Raw genomic sequence first — 16906 nt, forward strand, 5'->3', positions numbered from 1 at the left:
CGACAAGACAGGTTCCACCCGATCTAGCTCCCCGACTCCCGGGCCTGTCGGGCCTGCGCCCTCTTCTCGGCGTCGGCGGCGTCCAACTTGTCGGCCTCTTCCAAGGTCGGCGCGCTGCCGCCGAGTCGCGCGGGCACCCAGTAGGCGCCCGCGGGATGGTCGTAATCCTTCTGCAGGTCGGCGAGCATTTCCTGCATGGTGGTGTGGAGTTTCTTCGTCAATTCGGCGGCGGGCTCGAACGGCGCGATGGGCTCACCGACAGCAATCGAGATGGGGGTGTTGGTTCGCCCGAGGCGCTTCGGGAACCCCTTGGTCCACACGCGCTGCGCACCCCAGATCACCATCGGGATGATGGGCACGTCGGCCTCGATCGCCATCCGTGCGGCGCCCGACTTGAATTCCTTGATCTCGAAGCTGCGACTGATCGTGGCCTCGGGATAGACGCCGACCAGCTCCCCGCGGCGAAGCCGGTCGACGGCAGCCCGATACGAATCCGAACCAGCCCCGCGGTCGACGGGAATGTGTTTGAGGGCCCGCATGATCGGGCCCGAAATCTTGTTGTCGAACACTTCCTTCTTCGCCATGAAGCGGACGTACCGCTTCACTCTGCGCGCAGGGAGCCCCGCATAGGTGAAGTCCATGTAGCCGGTGTGATTGATCGCGATCACCGCCCCACCCGTCGCGGGAATGTGCTGATCGCCCTTGACCGTGAACTTCAGCCCCTCGAAGGCGAATACGGTGCGGGCAATGCCGATGACGGTTCGATAGACGGGTTCCACAATCGGCTAGCGTAGCCGGGTATCGGCGATCTGGCCCGCAGTCGGGGACGGACGCTCGGCGGGGAGTCGGCAGGAGGGCGTGTGAAGGAAATGGGCCGCACGGGCAGGGGGGCGTTCGCGCCCGCACACACATTCGCCCTCGTGGTCGGAATCCTCGCCTCAGCGGCGGCCTGCGATTCCCAGTCCGGCATCCCCGTGGACGCCGCGGAGGCAGACATTGCGGCGGGAGAAGTCGCGGCGGCAGGAGTCGCGGCTGACCCCACCTCCACCGCCGACGGTCCCGCCACCGTGCCTCCCACCTCAGCCCGGCCGGCCCCGCAGGTGGTCGTCGGTGAGGTCCCCGGCAACCCCGAAGCCGCCGACGCCGTCCGCGCCTGGGCTCTCGACCTCGTCACGGATCCCGAGGGGCTGACCTCGACCTGCTGGACGCTGCCGCCGGCTCAGATGGCCGAACAGTACGCGGACACCGGCGCAGTGCTGCGGGCCCTCGCGCAACCCGGTGTCGACGGGCAGTTCTCCGTGTCCTGGACAGGTGGCGGCACCACCGTGTCGGTCAAGCGGAGCGAGATCGCGTCGGGTTACGCCTGCCCGCACGTCCATCCCGCCGGGACAGCCGACGTCTACACCCCGGCGGACGCCGAACACGCGGTGGCGAGGTTCCTGTCGCGGGAGGCGGGACGACCGGTGAGCCCGGCCGACACCGAGACCGCCTATCCCTTGATCTGCCCCGGGTTCAGTCCGTGGGACCCCTCCGGGTCGGGGAACGGTGGACAGCCACCGCTGAAGCAGGACCCCGACGTTCTGGCCGACACCACCGCGTTCGCGGCAGACGACATGACCACCACACCGCTCCGCAGCGACTACGTGAACGTCACGGTCCCGGTCACCGATGTCACCGGTGTGACGAAGACCAAGCAGGTCACCTTGTCGATCGGCCAGGACGGCTACTGCCTGGGCGAAGTGACATAGGCGGCTCCGCCGCGCGTGCGCCTTTTCCGTAGTTGGGGCTACCGGAAAGACGCACAGGTGGCGCAGCCGCCTACCCTGGAACAGTCGCTCAGCTCTTCAGGAGGCATACCAGTGCAGGTCACCAGCGTCGGCCACGCCGGATTTCACATCCAAACAGAGGCAGGATCGATCCTGTGCGACCCCTGGGTGAACCCCGCGTACTTCGGGGCGTGGTTCCCGTTCCCGGACAACACCCAGCTCGACTGGGACGCCCTCGGCAACTGCGACTACCTGTACGTATCGCACCTGCACAAGGACCACTTCGATCCGGAGAACCTGAGCAAGCACGTCAACAAGGACGCCATCGTTCTGCTCCCCGACTATCCGGTGCCGGACCTCAAACGGGAACTCGAGGCACTCGGATTCCATAAATTCTTCGAGACCGAGGATTCGGTCAAGCACAGGATCAACGGGGCAGGAATCGAGGTCGCTCCGCAGTCCCCGCTCGCGCCAGGCGACCTGGACATCATGATCATCGCCTTGCGGGCGCCCGCCGACGGACCGATCGGCGACTCCGGTCTCGTGGTGTCCGACGGCGAGACGACGTGCTTCAACATGAACGACGCCCGGCCCGTCGACATGGACGTCCTGCACGACCAGTTCGGCAAGATCGACATCCATTTGCTGCAGTACTCGGGCGCCATCTGGTACCCGATGGTCTACGACATTCCCACCAAGACGAAGGCCAACTTCGGCAAGCAGAAGCGTCAGCGCGGCATGGATCGGTGTCGCAGTTACATCGAGCAGGTCGATGCCACCTGGGTGGTGCCTTCGGCAGGTCCGCCGGTGTTCCTGGACGACGAGCTGCGTTACCTCAACGACGACCGCGGCGACGAGGGAAACATCTTCCCCGACCAGATCACGTTCCTCGAGCAGATGAAAATTCACGGCAACGACGGCGGGATATTGATGATCCCGGGGTCCACCGCGGATGTGAAGGGCAGTGCGCTCACCCTGACGCACCCCATTCCCGACGCCGAGGTCGACAAGATCTTCGCCGACAAGGCCGCGTACATCGAGGACATGGCGCAGCGGATGGCTCCGGTCCTGGCCGCCGAGAAGGCGGGGTGGGCTCCGGCCGAGGGCGAACCGTTGTTCGAGGCGCTCAAGGCCAAGTTCGAGCCGATCATGAAGCAGTCCGATCTGATCTGCGACGGTATCGGCTACCCGGTCGGTCTGGTGATGGGTGACGAGACCGTCGTCCTCGACTTCCCGCAGCGCATCGTCCGTCCGCGCGGGGAGAAGGACGGCAAGTACCGGTACGGCTTCCGTATCGCGCCCGAACTGGTCCGCACCGTGCTCCGGGACGACGAACCCGACTGGGTGAACACCATCTTCCTGTCCACCCGCTTCGAGGCGTGGCGGGTCGGCGGATACAACGAGTTCCTGTACACCTTCTTCAAGTGCCTCACCGACGAGCGCATCGCCTACGCCGACGGCTGGTTCGCAGAAGCCCACGACGACTCGGCGTCGATCGAGCTCGGCGGCTACGAAATTCAGCGTCGCTGCCCCCACCTCAAGGCCGACCTGTCCAAGTTCGGCGTCGTCGACGGCACTAACCTCACCTGCAACCTGCACGGCTGGCAGTGGGACCTCGAGTCGGGTCGCTGCAAGACGTCGAAGGGCCACGAGCTGCGGTCCAGCAAGCTCTGATTGCGCGGGCGAATGTACCTTTCGGCGCATCTGAGGCGTCCAAAGGTACATTCACCCGGCGGTGGGTGTGTCCGGCCGAACCGGTGGCAGCCACCGGCGCACCAGGACCGCCGACAGCAGCACCGGAACAGCCAGTGCTGCAACGAGTGTGGTGACCGAGAACCACGTCGAACCGACAGCGAAACCCACGTAGATCAGTAGTGCGGTGATCTCGCCGAACAGCCCCGACACCGAGGTGACGGTGGCCCGCGCCGGACCGGTGATCGCGTCCTGCACACGAGCTTCCGACACGATCATGGCATTGCCGAGGATGCCGTAGCCCACGCCGATTGCCGCGAACCCGGCGACACCACCCAGAAGCGCTCCGGCACAGAGCAGTACGGCACCCACTGCGACGACCCGGCTCATCGTCACCGCTCGCATCGACGCCGTCCGTCCGGCCACCGCGGTACCCACCACTTGGCCGGCGACGGTGATGGCCACCAGCAACGGCACAGCCGCCGTCGCGGTGCCACCGTCGCGGGCGAGCAGGCCGAAGTACTCGTCGAAGGCGAGAAATCCGACGAGTACCGACGACAGCACCACGCCTCGGCGGAGCACCGTGTCGTGCGACACCTCCCCGACCCCGGCCCGGAGCATCCCGGCGTAGCGGGACAGCAGTCCGCGCCCGCCGGCCACTTCCCGTGTTTCGTCCGCGTCGGCTGCCCTCGGCGCAGCGGGAAGCAGTAGTGCGAAGCCTCCGTGCACCACCGTCGCAGCGACACTGGCCCATCCGACGAGTGTGTAACCGCCCAGAACGAAGAGCGGCGCGGCGGTCAGCGTGGCGACGAGGTTGCTCGCCATGGCGCCGGAGTTGGCGTAGCCGAGGAGCCGGGCGAAGCTCTCCGACTTCCCCTGCGAGGCAAGTTCGTCGTACAGCAACGCCTCGAACGTTCCGGACTGGATGGCACCACTGATGCCCCACAGCACGAATCCGGCTGCGAAGCCTGCATACGACGGCGCCACCACCCACACGGTGAATCCCGCGGTGTACAGGGCGGAGGCGAAGACGAGCAGTCCACGCCGGGACACGGTGTCAGCCCAGGCACCCGAGGGCACTTCGGCGACGAACGATACGACGGACCAGATGACGAGTAGCGACGAAATCTGACCGACGCTGAGACCGTGGTCGGCGAACAGCAGGTCGTAGAGACCGAAAAGCGGAATGAGGTCACGCGTGGCGGTGTAACCGACCACGCGGACGGTGAGCGATCGCTGGGAGCTGGGTCAAGGCTGAGCGGCGGGGTATCTCACGCGCCCATTTTTACACAGAGCACCCAACGAGTCGCGCGGTTTTCGTCGATCGACTACCCGGCCGTCGGTGGCTGATCGACGAGCTGGGCCATGTACAGCTGGTCGCCCATCTTGTCCATCAACTCGATCTGTGTCTCCAGATAGTCGATGTGCTCCTCTTCTTCCGCGAGGATGCCTTCGAGCAGCTTCGCCGACGTCGCGTCGCCCTTCTCCCGGCACATCTGAATTCCGGGACGCAGGCGTTCGACCACCTCGAGCTCGACCGCGAGGTCGGAGTGGAACTGCTCTCGCAGGTCCTGTCCGATGCGCAGCGGGAGCAGCTTCTGATAGTTCGGTAGCGCCTCGAGAAAGAGGATGCGGTCGGTCAAGATCTCGGCGTGAATCATCTCTTCGATGGATTCGGCACGCGTCTTGGCCGCCAGTTTGGTGAAACCCCAGTTGGCCTGCATCTTCGAGTGCAGGAAATACTGGTTGATTGCCGTCAGCTCACTCGTCAACTGTTCGTTGAGAAGAGCGATTACCTCGTCGTTACCGCGCATGACAACCTCCGGTCGCCGGGACTAATGCGACCGTATCAGGCTCGACCACTCTCCGCAGCGGATCGTGGTGTCAGTTGTCAGGCAGCTGTGCGATTACGCTCCGCGTACGCACAGAGAATTTCTTCGAGGCGGTTGACGCAGGTTCCACACCCCCATCCGGCTCCACATCGCTCACCGATGGCATCTGCAGAGTCGGCACCGTCGTGCACATGCTCGTGCACCTCGGTTTCGGTGACGGCCTTGCAGATGCACACGAACATGCGGAGCTCCCTTACGCGAACTATCTGATTAGGTAAGGGTTACATCATTCGGGCGGAGATGCAAGGGTAGCCTTGCATAACGGACAGTATTCTTTTACGGCTTCAATACGTCCGTACCGACGAAGGGCACCAGCGCCTCCGGCACTCGTACGGTCCCATCGGACTGCTGGTGGTTCTCGAGGATCGCCACGATCCATCGCGTGGTGGCCAACGTGCCGTTCAGGGTGGCAGCAGTCTGCGGCTTCCCGTTCTCGTCGCGGTACCGCACACCGAGGCGCCGCGCCTGGAACGTCGTGCAGTTCGAGGTGGACGTGAGCTCGCGGTACGCCTGCTGGGTGGGCACCCACGCCTCGCAATCGAACTTGCGGGCAGCCGAGGAACCCAGATCGCCCCCGGCGACGTCGATCACCCGGTAGGGGACGTCGATTGCGGCCAGCATGTCGCGCTCCCAGGACAGCAGACGCTGATGCTCGGCGTCGGCATCCTCGGGCTTGCAGTAGGTGAACATCTCCACCTTGTCGAACTGGTGGACCCGGATGATTCCGCGGGTGTCCTTGCCGTAGCTGCCTGCTTCCCGGCGGAAGCAGGTCGACCAGCCCGCGTACCGCTTCGGGCCTGCGGAAAGATCGAGGATCTCGCCCGAGTGGTACCCGGCGAGCGGGACCTCGGAGGTTCCGACGAGGTAGAGGTCGTCGTCGGCAAGGTGGTAGATCTCGTCCGAGTGGGCGCCGAGGAATCCGGTGCCCGCCATGATCTCGGGGCGCACCAGCACGGGGGGAATCATCATGTGGAACCCGTTGGCCATTGCCTTCTGCGCGGCGAGCTGCAGCATTCCGAGTTGCAACATGGCGCCGAACCCGGTGAGGAAATAGAACCGGGCGCCGGACACCTTCGCGCCGCGTTCCATGTCGATCAGTCCCAGCGACTCGCCCAGCTCGAGGTGGTCCTTGGGCTCGAAGTCGAACGTGGGGACATCGCCGACCGTGTCCAGGGTGACGAAGTCGTCCTCGCCACCGGCCGGGGCGCCGTCCTGGACGATGTTGGAGATCGCCCGGTGCGCGGCGTCGAGCGCGGCCTGCGCCTCGTGCTGCGCCGCCTCGGCCTGCTTGACCTTGGCTGCGAGTTCCTTGGATCCCTCGAGCAGCGCGGGCCGTTCCTCGGGGGACGCCTGGCCCACCTTCTTACCGAAGGCCTTCTGCTCGGCGCGCAGAGTGTCACCGGCGAGTACCGCGGCGCGACGGGACGCATCGGCTTCGAGCAGCGCGTCGACCAGCGCAGGATCTTCACCGCGGGTGCGCTGCGACTCGCGGACGGCGTCGGGGTTCTCGCGGAGGAACTTCAGGTCAATCACGGTGTCAAACCCTACCGGGCGCCTCCGGAGCGCTCATTCGGGTTTCGGTTCCAGCAGGCTCAGGAGATCTTCTCGGCCGAACATCCGCGCGGCGTCCACCGCGGTGGGGTGCCCGGCTGTGGGGTCGGCACCGCCCGCGACGAGGGTGCGCACCACCCCGTCCTCACCCTTGAACAACGCCCCTGCCAGCGGTGACTGACCCTTGTCGTTGAGTCGGTTGACGTCGGCACCGCGGTCGATCAGAGCCTGGACCGCCTCGGCATGGCCGTGGTAGGCGGCCAGCATGACGAGGGTGTCGCCGTTCTGGTTGGTGAGGTTCACCGGGACCCCGGCGTCGATGTACGTGGCCAACGCCACTGCGTCGCCCGCGCGTGCGGCATCGAACACCCGGCCCGCGAGTTCCTGGAGTTCCGGATCCACAGGTTCGGCGGAGGGCTGCGAATGGTCGTTCATGGCACTCGAAGCTACCCCGCTGCGAACCTGATCGAAGGAGTTGTTCTGCTTCTCGCACCGGAACGGGCATGATGGAAAACGATGTCCTCAGATCAGCCGAACGGTGCCGAACCGCAGCCCGGGAACGCCGGGCAACCGACCAAGGCACCCCGCACCATGTCCGCGACCACGACGCGTCGCGCGCTCGCTGCTGTCGCGATCGGCGCCGTGGTCGCGGCGATCGCGACCTTCGCGATCTCAGGTGGGTTCGACCGCAGCGAGAATCTGCCCACCCACTCGGGCGATCCCGGGCCACAGGCCACCGCATCGGTGGAAGGGGAGGCTTTCGCATCGGCGGTCGCCGGCGACTGCCTCGACTGGACACCGTCGAACGATCCGAAGGAGGATCGCAAGGACGTCGCGAAGGTCGACTGCGCCGAGGAGCACCGTTTCGAGGTGGCGGCCCCACTGGATCTCAGTGTCTACCCGGGCGCAGAGTTCGGGCCGGGGTCGCGTTACCCGGGCGCCCTGCGGTTCGCCGAACTGCGGGACGAGCATTGCGTGCCCGCCGTCGAGACCTACCTGGGTGCGCGTTTCGACCCTTATGGGAAGTTCAGCGTCGGTCTCATGTTCCCCAGCGAGGCAGGCTGGACCGCCGGGGAGCGCACCCTGCGGTGCGGTCTCCAATTCTCCGGCACCGCAGGCACTTTGCTTCCATTCAGTGGGCGCGTGGCCGAGCAGGACCAATCCAATGTCTGGGATCCCGGCACCTGCATCGGCATCAATCAGAATGTCCCCACCGATCCCGTCGACTGCGTGCAGCCTCACGCGTACGAGGTGATCTCCGTGGTCGATCTCGGCACCCAGTTCCCGGGTTCGATGCCGTCGGTCGAAGACCAGGACAAGTACCTCGAGGGCGTGTGCACCCAGGCGTCCAACGAGTTTCTCGGCTCGGCAGACGCGTTGCGGAACAAGACCCTCACCCTGTTCTGGGACAACCTGGAACTCGACAGCTGGCTGGCGGGCAGCAGGCGCATCAACTGTTCGGTGGGCAAGGAGACCGACACCGGCGGCTTCTCGACCATCACCGGGTCCGCCAAGGGCGACATCCTGATCAACGGCGCGGCGCCGGTACCGCCACCGCCTACTCCGGAGGGCCGGTCGATGCCGACGCCGCTTCCCGGCGCCGCTCCGGTTCCCGGGCCCTGACGTGCCGGTTCTGATGACGCCCGACCGATTCGAGGAATTGGTGGGAGACGCTCTCGATCTGATTCCGCCTCAACTCGCGACCGCAATCGACAACGTCGTCGTCCTCGTCGACGACCGCAACGAAGACGATCCGCATCTCCTCGGGCTGTACCACGGAATAGCGCTGACCGAACGGGACAGTCATTACGGCGGTTCGCTACCCGATACGATTACCATCTACCGCGACGCCCTCCTCGAAATGTGCAGTTCAGAGGAGGAAGTCGTTCACGAAGTGGCCGTTACCGTGATCCACGAGGTTGCACACTACTTCGGGATAGAAGAAGATCGCTTGCACGAGCTCGGCTGGGGATGAACGGTTTTCCCGAGAATTTTTTTCTCGGGATCGGGGGGAACCGAAGAGCGCGTGGCGGCGTCCAAGGAAGTAGGGACGCTGCACCATGCAGTTCGCTTGCCGGGGGGCAGCTGCCTTCCGCACCCGCCTAGGTCAGAAGGAGTTCGACGCAATGCCAGCTCTGCACGTCGCACCCGAAGCTCTTGTCGCCGCCGCCGTGGAACTCGACGCGCTCGCCGCGCGCCTCGAGGCTTCGGTCGCACTGAACTCCGCAGCAATCCGGGTACTCCCGTCGGGGAGCGAAGAAGTCTCCCTTCATGCCGCCGGTTACTTCAACACGGTCGCAGGAACGTTCACTCCTGCTGTCGCCCAAGGAATTCTCGAGATGCGGGAGACCGCGAACACGCTCCGCACCCAAGCCGCTCTGTACGCCGCCGAGGACCTTGCCCTGGGCGCGTCGCTCGCTGCGGGCATGTGACCGGAACGCCTCGAGACCAGTAGGAGAATCGCACATGACCATGGGACTGACAGGTGTCATCTGGTTGCCCCGCGGGGCCACCGTCAACTCGACCACACTCATCGCGGGCGCAGGCCCGGTGCCGCTCAGCGTGGCGAGCGCTGCGTGGACTGCGCTGTCCACCAGCTTCGTCGACGCCAACCTCACGCTCGTTCGGGTGATGGCCGAGCTGGCGGCCGGCTGGCAGGGCGTATCGGCCGTGGCCGCACTCGCCAAGATCACGCCGTTCACGGTATGGACGGCCGAGTGCGCCGAACTGGCGGCAGACACCGCCGTCAAGGCCGGACTCGAGGCGGGCGCATACACGACGGCCGCCCTCATCATGCCCAGCATTCCCGAGATCGTGGCAGTCAAGACCGCGAAGGCCACCGCCTACTCGACGGGCGGTGCCCTCAACGGTTCCGCGGCAGTCGCCGAGGCCGCCGACCGGGCGATGGACTTCCGGGCCGGGCTCGTGATGGAGGGGTACGAGGCCGCATCCAACATCCTCGCGCTCAAACGCACGTACAAGCAGCCCCCGCGCATCGTCACCAAGGCCGATTCCAAAGAGGTCGGAACCTTCGAGGACGTCCCGCAGGACGGCAACTTCGACCCGACACGGGCCGCCGCCGCCGCGTTGATGGCGGCCGGTCAGAATCCCGCGGTCACCACCGCCGCATCGCAGGTCGGCAGTATCGCCGGTACCACCGTGTCCACCGCCACGTCGGCGGCGAGCAACATCGGTGGGGCGGCGCTGTCCGCAGCCACCAGCTCGGCGGCCACCCCGATGATGGCTGGTGCGCCGATGCTGTCGGGTGGCTCGTACAGCGGTGGCGGCGCAGCTTCCACGTCGACGGCGGCAGCACGGACGTCGGCCGGTGCGCTCGGTGCCGGGACGGGAGCCGGCGGTGCGACGCTTCCCGACGGCTGGGGAAAGACGGATGCCCTGGGCCAGGGTGCTCGGCCCGGAGCGCCCGCGGCCACACCGGGCGCAGTGATCGGAGACGTCCGGGCCGACATGAATCCCGCTACGGCGGCACGTGGAGCAACGGGTAGCGGACCCATCATGAGCGGGCGCGGCGCGGGTACGGCCGGTTCGCAAGACGACGAAGAACGGGACACCCCCGATTATCTGAAGAACTTCGAGCACTTCGCCGACGGACGTACGGTCATTCCTTCGGTGATCGGCGCCAACCCCGACCACCCGGAGAGCGGACGTTGATAGACCTGGGCACCCAGGCGGGTCCGACCCTGCCGGCGGTGACCCTGAGCCTCGACGAGATGGCTGTCCTCGTCGACCGGCTCGCGCTCGACGTCCTGCCGGTTGTGCTCGACGCCGGCCCGCGGTACGACTCGTACGCAGCCAGGGACACAGCGTTTCGCGACGCCGTCGCCGGCCTCACCGCCCGGGATCTCCTCCCGGGCGGTGAGGTTCGCGCCGAGCTTGCTGCGGGACTGCAGGTTCTTGCCCGCCCGCGGTGGGAAATTGCTCTGCGCTGGTACGTCGACGGAAGCATCTCGCGGTTGTGTGTGTCCCGGGGCGACATCATGTCGGTGCTCACCATGCGCGCCGGCGACACCTACGTGGTGCAGGACGCGGGCGTCGACATCTTCGCGCCGGTCATCGCTGCCCTCGGCACCGCGGAGCCGATGGACCTCGGCGTGGTCAACGCACCCACTGCCCAACTCGGTGAGGTGTTCGATGCGGGGGGTGACGGTAAAGCTCTCGCGGCCGGCCTCACCGCACTCGGTGTCGCGCCGTTCGATGCCACCGCGTTGGGCACCGCGATGGCAACCTGCAACACCTACGCCGAAATAGTGGGAATCGTGTACGGCGACGGGCAGTACGACCCCGTCGGTGGTCCCGTCACCGTATTCGACACGCACAAGGGGCGAATCGTCGGCACGTCCAGCGTGTCCGCGCACGGCGTCGCCTGGTCTTCTCTGAGCCCGGGTACACCACAACGTCTGCGCCAGGCCCTCGAGTTCCTGGCCGACAGATTGCACTGAGCTCAGATTGCACTGAGTTATACCGGTTCACGCTTCCACCACGCCCCCGTCTCGCGGCGCTCCTTCCAGGTAGTGAACCGGTAGCGGTACAGACGTGCACGCACATGTTGCGGAGGAGAGTCAGGGAAAGGATTGTGCCGCAGCAGTTTCAGCGTGTCGTGGTCGTTCCTCAGCAGCCGCTCCACGAAGTCGGGAAACCATGGATCGGCGTAGCCCGGTGAGATCGGAATGAACCAGAACAACCAATCGAGCCGCAGATGGTACGGCGCGAACTGCCGTGGCCGGCGATTCACATCGCCGGGTTTTCCCTTGAACTCGTACTCCTTCCATTCGGACTGCGCGGTGATCGCCGAGTCGGACGTCCCCTCCACAATCACTTCGTACCGAACCTTGGTGACGCTGCCGAAGGCACCGTAGGTGTTCACCAGATGCCACGAGTTGAACGACGCATTCATCCGCTGACCGTGCGAGATCATGTTGCGGATCGGCCAGTAACTCAGCACCACCACCAACGCTGTCACGGCGACCACCAGGACGACGAAATACAACGGCGCCGACGAACTTCCCTCCGGGAGCGATACCGGAACAAGCATCTCGAACACGCTGTCCGGGATGACCGACAGGGCCAGCACGATCGTGATCCAGTTCAGCCAGGAGAAGTTACCGCTCGCCACCAGCCACAGTTGAGTGATGATCATGACGGCCGCGGCGATCGCGGCCACCGGTTGCGGCGCAAACAGCCCGAACGGCATCACTAGTTGCGCAAAGTGATTCCCCAACACCTCCAGCCGGTGGAATCTTTTCGGCAATCGGTGGAAGTACCAGCTGAGCGGTCCGGGCATCGGCTGGGTTTCGTGGTGATAGTAGAGGCAGGTGAGATCACGCCAGCATTTGTCACCGCGCATCTTGATCAGTCCGGCGCCGAACTCGAGCCGGAACAATAACCACCGCACCGCGATCAACACCAGAATCGGCGGACCGACGGAGGAGTTACCGAGGAAAATCGCCAGAAACCCGGCTTCGAGGAGGAGCGACTCCCAGCCGAAGCTGTACCAGATCTGCGAGACGTTGACGATCGACAGGTAGAGGATCCACAGCACCAACCACACCAGCATGCAGGCGGCAAGCGGGATGAACTGCGTCGCGCCCAGCAGAGTCGCGAGTGCCAACCCGGCGCCGGTCCAGGCAACTGCCGCGAAGAACCGATCCGAGTAATGGAAGTGGAAGACACTAGGTGCACGCGCGAAAGGGACTGCCCTCAGGAACCGCGGAATCGGCATCATTCCGTCACTACCGACAAGCGGCCTGAACTGATGCACCGCGCCCAGGAAGGCGACAAGGTAGATCGCCGCGAGCCCCTCGGTGACGAGCAGCCGCCCGAGGGAATAGTCTTCGGCTACGAACCATTCCATTGCCGTCACTCCTCGAGGACGGTTTTCTCCATCGTCGCGCAGCGGGTGGAAGTCCGCAACGCATTCACCCCATCGGGTCGTCGGCCCCGGGAATCACGCGATGTTCGAACGGCGGCTCGATCGTTCCCCACCGCACACATTCCCAGCCTCCGCCGGGGGTCGGTACCAACTCGACCGACTCCGTGTTCGCGAGGTGGTTATTGGCGGCGAACAGCCCGGGAACATCCGCCAGCTGTGCGGCGACGAGGCGGATCGCGGCGCCGTGGCTGACGAGGACGACATCTCCTGATCGGTCCGGATCGTCGAGATACTCCGCGCGGAGGGCATCGACGACCGGCACGTAGCGGTCGAGGATGTCGTGAGCGGATTCGCCACCGGGTACGCGGGCTCCCAGCTCACCCGCGTGCCACAGGTGGAAAGTCTTCATGAACAGAGCGTGCGATTCATCGTCACGGCGATCCTCGAGTTCACCCGCCTGCGCTTCGTACAACCCCTCGCGGGTCTGGGCGGAAAGCCCAGTGGCACGTTCGACCGCACCCGCCGTCTGCCGGGCGCGCAGGGCCTCCGAGTTGACGAGCGCAGCGAGCGACGCACGGGCCGCGAGCCGGGCCCCGAGAGCGTCGGCCTGGGCCTGCCCCTCGGTTGTCAGCGGTGCGCCGGGTAGACGGGTGTCGAGTCGGCGTTCGACGTTCGCCTCGGTCTGTCCGTGCCGTACCAGAATCAGCTTGCCGCTCACAGTTCCCTGTCTCCCTGACGGATTCGTTCGATCCAGTCCGCCGCGTCTCCGTCGGACGGCGGGGGCGGACCACTCGGGTTCGCGGCCGGCCACGAGCCGAGGAACCGCACGGTCGACTTGCGGTGCAGCGCGCGGAACGCCTCGGCGACCAGCGGATCGTCGAGGTGACCGATGCAGTCGACGAAGAACCGGTAGGAGCCGGGTTCGGTGCGAACGGGCCGGGATTCGATGCGAATGAGGTCGATTCCGCGAGTGGCGAACTCGGAGAGGACGCTGACGAGCGATCCGGGTTCGTTGTCGGGCTGCAGAACCGCGGAGCTCCGGTCGCTACCGGTGCGCGGCGGAACCCGCGTCGGGGCGGTGACGAGCACGAACCGCGTCCGCGCGCCGGCGACATCCGCGACACTGCTGGCCAGTGCGTGTAATCCGAGACGCCTGCCGGCCAGCGCGGTCGATACCGCGGCATCGGCGAGACCATGCGAGACGTCCTCGGCCGCACCCGCATTGGACGATGCGGTCTGGATCTCGGCGCCGGGGCAGTTCTTCTCCAGCCAGGTCCGCACCTGGCCGGCGGCGACGGGATACGCGCGCACGGTCCGCACCTGGTCGAGGCGCTCGATTCCGGGTCGACCCAGGATTTCGAAGGCCACGTCCAGTTCGGTCTCGGCGACGATCTGTAGCCGTTCGCCCAGGGCGAGGGAGTCCAGCGTAGGCACCACAGCCCCTTCGACAGAACTCTCGATGGGGACGACGGCACCGTCGACCACACCGTCGCGCACCAGCTCGAGCGTGGCAGGGGGGCTGGACGCGGCGACGCGTTCGACCGGCCCGTCGAAGGCGCCCGCCCCCTCGAGTTCGGCGAGCGCCATTTCCGTGAAGGTTCCCGAGGGTCCGAAGTACGCGATCTTTGGCACGCCTATGAGATTACGCACCGAGAGTTGACGGCCCGGCGCTATGCGGTGAATCTTTATCGCAACCCGGCGGCGGCGAGTTCGCGACTCACCCGGGCGGGATCGCTCACCTCGATGCCCAGCAGCACTTCCCGGACTGCCTCGGCCGCCTCCGGACCGAGCGCCGCAAGCTTCTCCGCGGTCGGGTCGGCGAGAGCCGACCGGACGTTGTCTCCGCGCAGCGACGCGACGGTGCCGGACAGCAGGGCGAGCACCTCGGCGGCGTCACGCGCTCTGGCCACATATCCGACGTCCGCATGGGCGAGGACCGCCAGGAAATCGGCCACCTCCCCGATGGAGAATCCACTGCCCAGGCCGGGGATGCGTCCGGCATCGGCGAGTTGCTGCGCCGATTCTGCGAGTCCGAGGTCGCCGCCGCCGACGAACACGGCGAGCGGCGAGGGCAGTCGCAACGCGAGTGCGTCGCCGAGCTGCGCCGCGGGGCAGTCGAGGTGGAATCGGACCGCCTCGTAGGACGCCTGTTCTCGGGTACGCAGCTCGGCGGGGTCGATGTCGAGGCCGACGATGATGCGGCCCGCGTCGGTGCCGTGGCAGCCGATCAGAGTGGACGCAAGAACCACCCGGGGCCCGACTGTTCCTTCGACCGTGTCCGCGGGGTCCGCGGATATTCCGGCGGTGGGTGCCCCGCTGAGCAAGCCTTCGAGCAGCGACTGCGGTCCGCGCGAACGCGGAACTCCGAGTGAAAGAGGAATTGCCACCTTCACACCGTAATCCTGCGGTGGTCTTGCCAACCGACGCACGTCACATTAGGTTAGGTTTACCTCATTACCGCTGCTCCCGAAGGAGGCTCCATGCCCGTCACGACTACCGGACCGACCACCGCCGAGCGTGTGCGTAGTTCGTGCGCACGGACCCAGGAGGCAGTACTCGCTGTCGAGGGCAGCGCTCCTACGGTCACGTCCGTCCACCACCTGCGCGCCGGCGGAGACGTCGTCGTCGCGGTGCCGACCGACTCGGCGGCAGCCACCCTGTCCTGGTTGGCCGGTGGCGGCGGAATCCCCGCAGTCCTGGAGCTGACCGACAACTCACCGCTCCCACTCCGCGAACCCGTGCGATCACTCGTCTGGCTACGGGGCACCCTCCACTCCCTGTGCGAGGCGCACACCCGCGCCCTCGCGGACGAGGTCGCCTCCGAATACCCGCATCCCGGACTGCTCGACGTCGGGCATGACGCCACGCTGTTGCAGTTACGGCTCGAATCGGCCGTCGTCGCCGACTCGACCGGCGCCGAACCCGTCTCCCTTCCCGAACTGCTCGCGGCCAAACCCGACCCGTTCTGGGAAATGGAAACGGCCTGGCTTCAGCACCTCGACGAGGATCACACCGACCTCATCGACCTGCTCTCCCGCAAGCTTCCGCCGCACATGCGGCAGGGACGCATCCGTCCGCTCGGCATCGACCGCTACGGGTTGCGGTTGCGCGTCGAGAGCGACAACGGTGACCGCGACATCTGGATGCCGTTCGCGAATCCGGTGGACGACGCCCTGTCGCTGAGCCGGGCGATACGACTGCTCGTCGGTTGCCCCTTCGTCAACGGTCTGCGCGCCCGCGGCTGATCGGCGAAACCACGGACCCGCGCGCTAGCGTTGCCGCGTGATCTCGCGGACAACGCTCGACTCCTGGTTACGCCCCGCATCACCCGAGATACCGGTGGTGCCGGCGAGGGAACGCCGCGGGCTGTGGATCGAAATCACGATCGTCCTGCTCGTCACCTTCGGGACCAGCGGGTTGTCGGGACTGCTGTCGCTGACCGAGTCCCTGCTGACGCCCGGTGACCTCGCCGACCAAGCGGTGGCGCTGAACGTCGCACGCGCGGAGAACCAGTCCATCGATGCGGCACGGCAACTGCTCGGTGTCGTGAAACTGCTGTCCTGGGCGGCGCTGGGTCTGTATCTCCTGTGGCGTGGCGGCATCAGCCTCGCCTCGGTGGGGCTGGGGCGGATCCGGTGGCGACCCGACGCGGTACAGGGTGTCGGGCTGGCTGCGCTGATCGGGCTCCCCGGCCTCGGCTTCTACTTGCTGGCGCGTGCGGTGGGCGCCAACCTGACCGTCGTCCCGAGCACGATCGGTGACCATTGGTGGCGGCTTCCCGTCCTCGTCCTCTGGGCGATCGCCAACTCGGGGGCCGAGGAGGTACTGGTCGTCGCCTATCTCGTCACCCGACTGCGGCAACTGGGGTGGAGCGAGAACTCGTCCCTGCTGGCGTCGGCGCTGCTGCGTGGCACCTACCACCTCTACCAGGGCTTCGGCGGCGGGCTGGGCAATGTGGCGATGGGTGTGGTGTTCGGCCGGTACTGGCAGAAGACCGGCCGGCTGTGGCCACTCGTGATCGCGCATGCCACCATCGACTCGGTGGCTTTCGTCGGCTACGCGGCCCTGCGTGGCCACGTCGGCTGGATTCCGTAATCCTTCGAGACCAGTAAAGT

Annotated in this window: 19 protein-coding genes; 9 read left to right on the forward strand and 10 right to left on the reverse strand. The window is 66.2% G+C overall.

Annotation, left to right across the window (positions count from 1 at the left end; genetic code table 11):
• Window positions 1–23 precede the first annotated feature (23 nt).
• On the reverse strand, window positions 24–779 hold the full coding sequence (locus R4P95_RS22095) for a lysophospholipid acyltransferase family protein (protein ID WP_317745277.1): 756 nt from the start codon (window positions 777–779) through the stop codon (window positions 24–26).
• A 90-nt stretch (window positions 780–869) separates the two neighbouring features.
• Between R4P95_RS22095 and R4P95_RS22100 the strand changes: the two genes are divergently transcribed.
• The gene (locus tag R4P95_RS22100; protein WP_317745720.1) at window positions 870–1748 is read left to right on the forward strand and encodes a hypothetical protein; all 879 of its coding nucleotides are present in this window, start codon (window positions 870–872) and stop codon (window positions 1746–1748) included.
• Between the two features lie 111 nt (window positions 1749–1859).
• Window positions 1860–3440 carry a Rieske 2Fe-2S domain-containing protein gene (locus R4P95_RS22105; protein WP_317745278.1) on the forward strand — a complete coding sequence of 527 codons (1581 nt, stop codon included), beginning with the start codon at window positions 1860–1862 and terminating at the stop codon, window positions 3438–3440.
• A 51-nt stretch (window positions 3441–3491) separates the two neighbouring features.
• Here R4P95_RS22105 and R4P95_RS22110 read toward each other — a convergent pair whose 3' ends face one another.
• The 5 genes from R4P95_RS22110 to R4P95_RS22130 all read right to left on the reverse strand — a co-directional run bounded on the left by R4P95_RS22110 (window position 3492) and on the right by R4P95_RS22130 (window position 7336).
• Entirely contained in the window at window positions 3492–4676 is a 1185-nt protein-coding gene (locus R4P95_RS22110) for an MFS transporter (RefSeq protein ID WP_317745279.1), read from the reverse strand.
• Between the two features lie 110 nt (window positions 4677–4786).
• Complete coding sequence (gene bfr / locus R4P95_RS22115; protein WP_109326014.1) at window positions 4787–5272, reverse strand: bacterioferritin; 486 nt, start codon at window positions 5270–5272, stop codon at window positions 4787–4789.
• A 77-nt stretch (window positions 5273–5349) separates the two neighbouring features.
• On the reverse strand, window positions 5350–5532 hold the full coding sequence (locus R4P95_RS22120) for a bacterioferritin-associated ferredoxin (protein ID WP_208962940.1): 183 nt from the start codon (window positions 5530–5532) through the stop codon (window positions 5350–5352).
• A gap of 94 nt (window positions 5533–5626) precedes the next feature.
• Complete coding sequence (gene serS / locus R4P95_RS22125; RefSeq protein WP_317745280.1) at window positions 5627–6883, reverse strand: serine--tRNA ligase; 1257 nt, start codon at window positions 6881–6883, stop codon at window positions 5627–5629.
• Between the two features lie 33 nt (window positions 6884–6916).
• Window positions 6917–7336 carry an ankyrin repeat domain-containing protein gene (locus R4P95_RS22130; RefSeq protein ID WP_250765697.1) on the reverse strand — a complete coding sequence of 140 codons (420 nt, stop codon included), beginning with the start codon at window positions 7334–7336 and terminating at the stop codon, window positions 6917–6919.
• 81 nt (window positions 7337–7417) lie between these two features.
• On the opposite strand from R4P95_RS22130, the gene R4P95_RS22135 reads away from it, so the two are divergent.
• From R4P95_RS22135 to R4P95_RS22155, 5 genes are all read left to right on the forward strand, one after another.
• Window positions 7418–8524, forward strand: a complete 1107-nt coding sequence (locus R4P95_RS22135) for a septum formation family protein (protein ID WP_213574749.1) — start codon at window positions 7418–7420, stop codon at window positions 8522–8524.
• Between the two features lies 1 nt (window position 8525).
• Entirely contained in the window at window positions 8526–8876 is a 351-nt protein-coding gene (locus tag R4P95_RS22140; protein WP_109326000.1) for a metallopeptidase family protein, read from the forward strand.
• Window positions 8877–9027: 151 nt separating this feature from the next.
• Window positions 9028–9333 (forward strand): PE family protein, encoded by a 306-nt coding sequence (locus tag R4P95_RS22145; protein ID WP_159918788.1) that lies wholly within the window; start codon window positions 9028–9030, stop codon window positions 9331–9333.
• Between the two features lie 34 nt (window positions 9334–9367).
• A complete protein-coding gene (locus R4P95_RS22150; protein WP_317745281.1) occupies window positions 9368–10573 on the forward strand; it encodes a PPE family protein in 1206 nt (401 codons plus the stop codon).
• The gene (locus R4P95_RS22155; RefSeq protein ID WP_397517701.1) at window positions 10570–11361 is read left to right on the forward strand and encodes an ESX secretion-associated protein EspG; all 792 of its coding nucleotides are present in this window, start codon (window positions 10570–10572) and stop codon (window positions 11359–11361) included. Before R4P95_RS22150 ends, R4P95_RS22155 begins: the two co-directional genes overlap by 4 nt.
• Window positions 11362–11378: 17 nt before the next feature.
• Here the strand turns inward: R4P95_RS22155 and R4P95_RS22160 are convergent, their stop codons facing one another.
• From R4P95_RS22160 to R4P95_RS22175, 4 genes are all read right to left on the reverse strand, one after another.
• Entirely contained in the window at window positions 11379–12773 is a 1395-nt protein-coding gene (locus R4P95_RS22160) for a lipase maturation factor family protein (RefSeq protein WP_317745283.1), read from the reverse strand.
• Between the two features lie 64 nt (window positions 12774–12837).
• Window positions 12838–13509, reverse strand: coding sequence for a histidine phosphatase family protein (locus R4P95_RS22165; RefSeq protein WP_317745284.1), 672 nt, complete (start codon window positions 13507–13509; stop codon window positions 12838–12840).
• Window positions 13506–14423, reverse strand: a complete 918-nt coding sequence (pheA, locus tag R4P95_RS22170; RefSeq protein ID WP_213574760.1) for a prephenate dehydratase — start codon at window positions 14421–14423, stop codon at window positions 13506–13508. The genes R4P95_RS22165 and pheA overlap by 4 nt, the downstream gene beginning before the upstream one ends.
• Before the next feature lie 53 nt (window positions 14424–14476).
• Window positions 14477–15178, reverse strand: coding sequence for a hypothetical protein (locus R4P95_RS22175; RefSeq protein ID WP_317745285.1), 702 nt, complete (start codon window positions 15176–15178; stop codon window positions 14477–14479).
• Between the two features lie 93 nt (window positions 15179–15271).
• Here R4P95_RS22175 and R4P95_RS22180 point away from each other — a divergent pair, with 93 nt between their 5' ends.
• Window positions 15272–16036 (forward strand): DUF2470 domain-containing protein, encoded by a 765-nt coding sequence (locus R4P95_RS22180; protein WP_213574764.1) that lies wholly within the window; start codon window positions 15272–15274, stop codon window positions 16034–16036.
• 37 nt (window positions 16037–16073) lie between these two features.
• Complete coding sequence (locus R4P95_RS22185) at window positions 16074–16886, forward strand: CPBP family intramembrane glutamic endopeptidase (RefSeq protein WP_213574766.1); 813 nt, start codon at window positions 16074–16076, stop codon at window positions 16884–16886.
• Window positions 16887–16906 lie beyond the last annotated feature (20 nt).

The sequence above is a fragment of the Rhodococcus sp. IEGM 27 genome, from assembly GCF_033142305.1.
GTDB lineage: Bacteria > Actinomycetota > Actinomycetes > Mycobacteriales > Mycobacteriaceae > Rhodococcus_F > Rhodococcus_F oxybenzonivorans.

Excerpts from the sequence above, each read along its gene's own strand:
- R4P95_RS22100 (WP_317745720.1), top strand. The coding sequence starts at position 870 with ATGGGCCGCACGGGCAGGGGGGCGTTCGCGCCCGCACACACATTCGCC.
- R4P95_RS22135 (WP_213574749.1), top strand. The coding sequence starts at position 7,418 with ATGTCCTCAGATCAGCCGAACGGTGCCGAACCGCAGCCCGGGAACGCC.
- R4P95_RS22130 (WP_250765697.1), bottom strand. The coding sequence starts at position 7,336 with ATGAACGACCATTCGCAGCCCTCCGCCGAACCTGTGGATCCGGAACTC.
- R4P95_RS22120 (WP_208962940.1), bottom strand. The coding sequence starts at position 5,532 with ATGTTCGTGTGCATCTGCAAGGCCGTCACCGAAACCGAGGTGCACGAG.
- bfr (WP_109326014.1), bottom strand. The coding sequence starts at position 5,272 with ATGCGCGGTAACGACGAGGTAATCGCTCTTCTCAACGAACAGTTGACG.
- R4P95_RS22180 (WP_213574764.1), top strand. The coding sequence starts at position 15,272 with ATGCCCGTCACGACTACCGGACCGACCACCGCCGAGCGTGTGCGTAGT.
- R4P95_RS22160 (WP_317745283.1), bottom strand. The coding sequence starts at position 12,773 with ATGGAATGGTTCGTAGCCGAAGACTATTCCCTCGGGCGGCTGCTCGTC.
- R4P95_RS22150 (WP_317745281.1), top strand. The coding sequence starts at position 9,368 with ATGACCATGGGACTGACAGGTGTCATCTGGTTGCCCCGCGGGGCCACC.
- R4P95_RS22145 (WP_159918788.1), top strand. The coding sequence starts at position 9,028 with ATGCCAGCTCTGCACGTCGCACCCGAAGCTCTTGTCGCCGCCGCCGTG.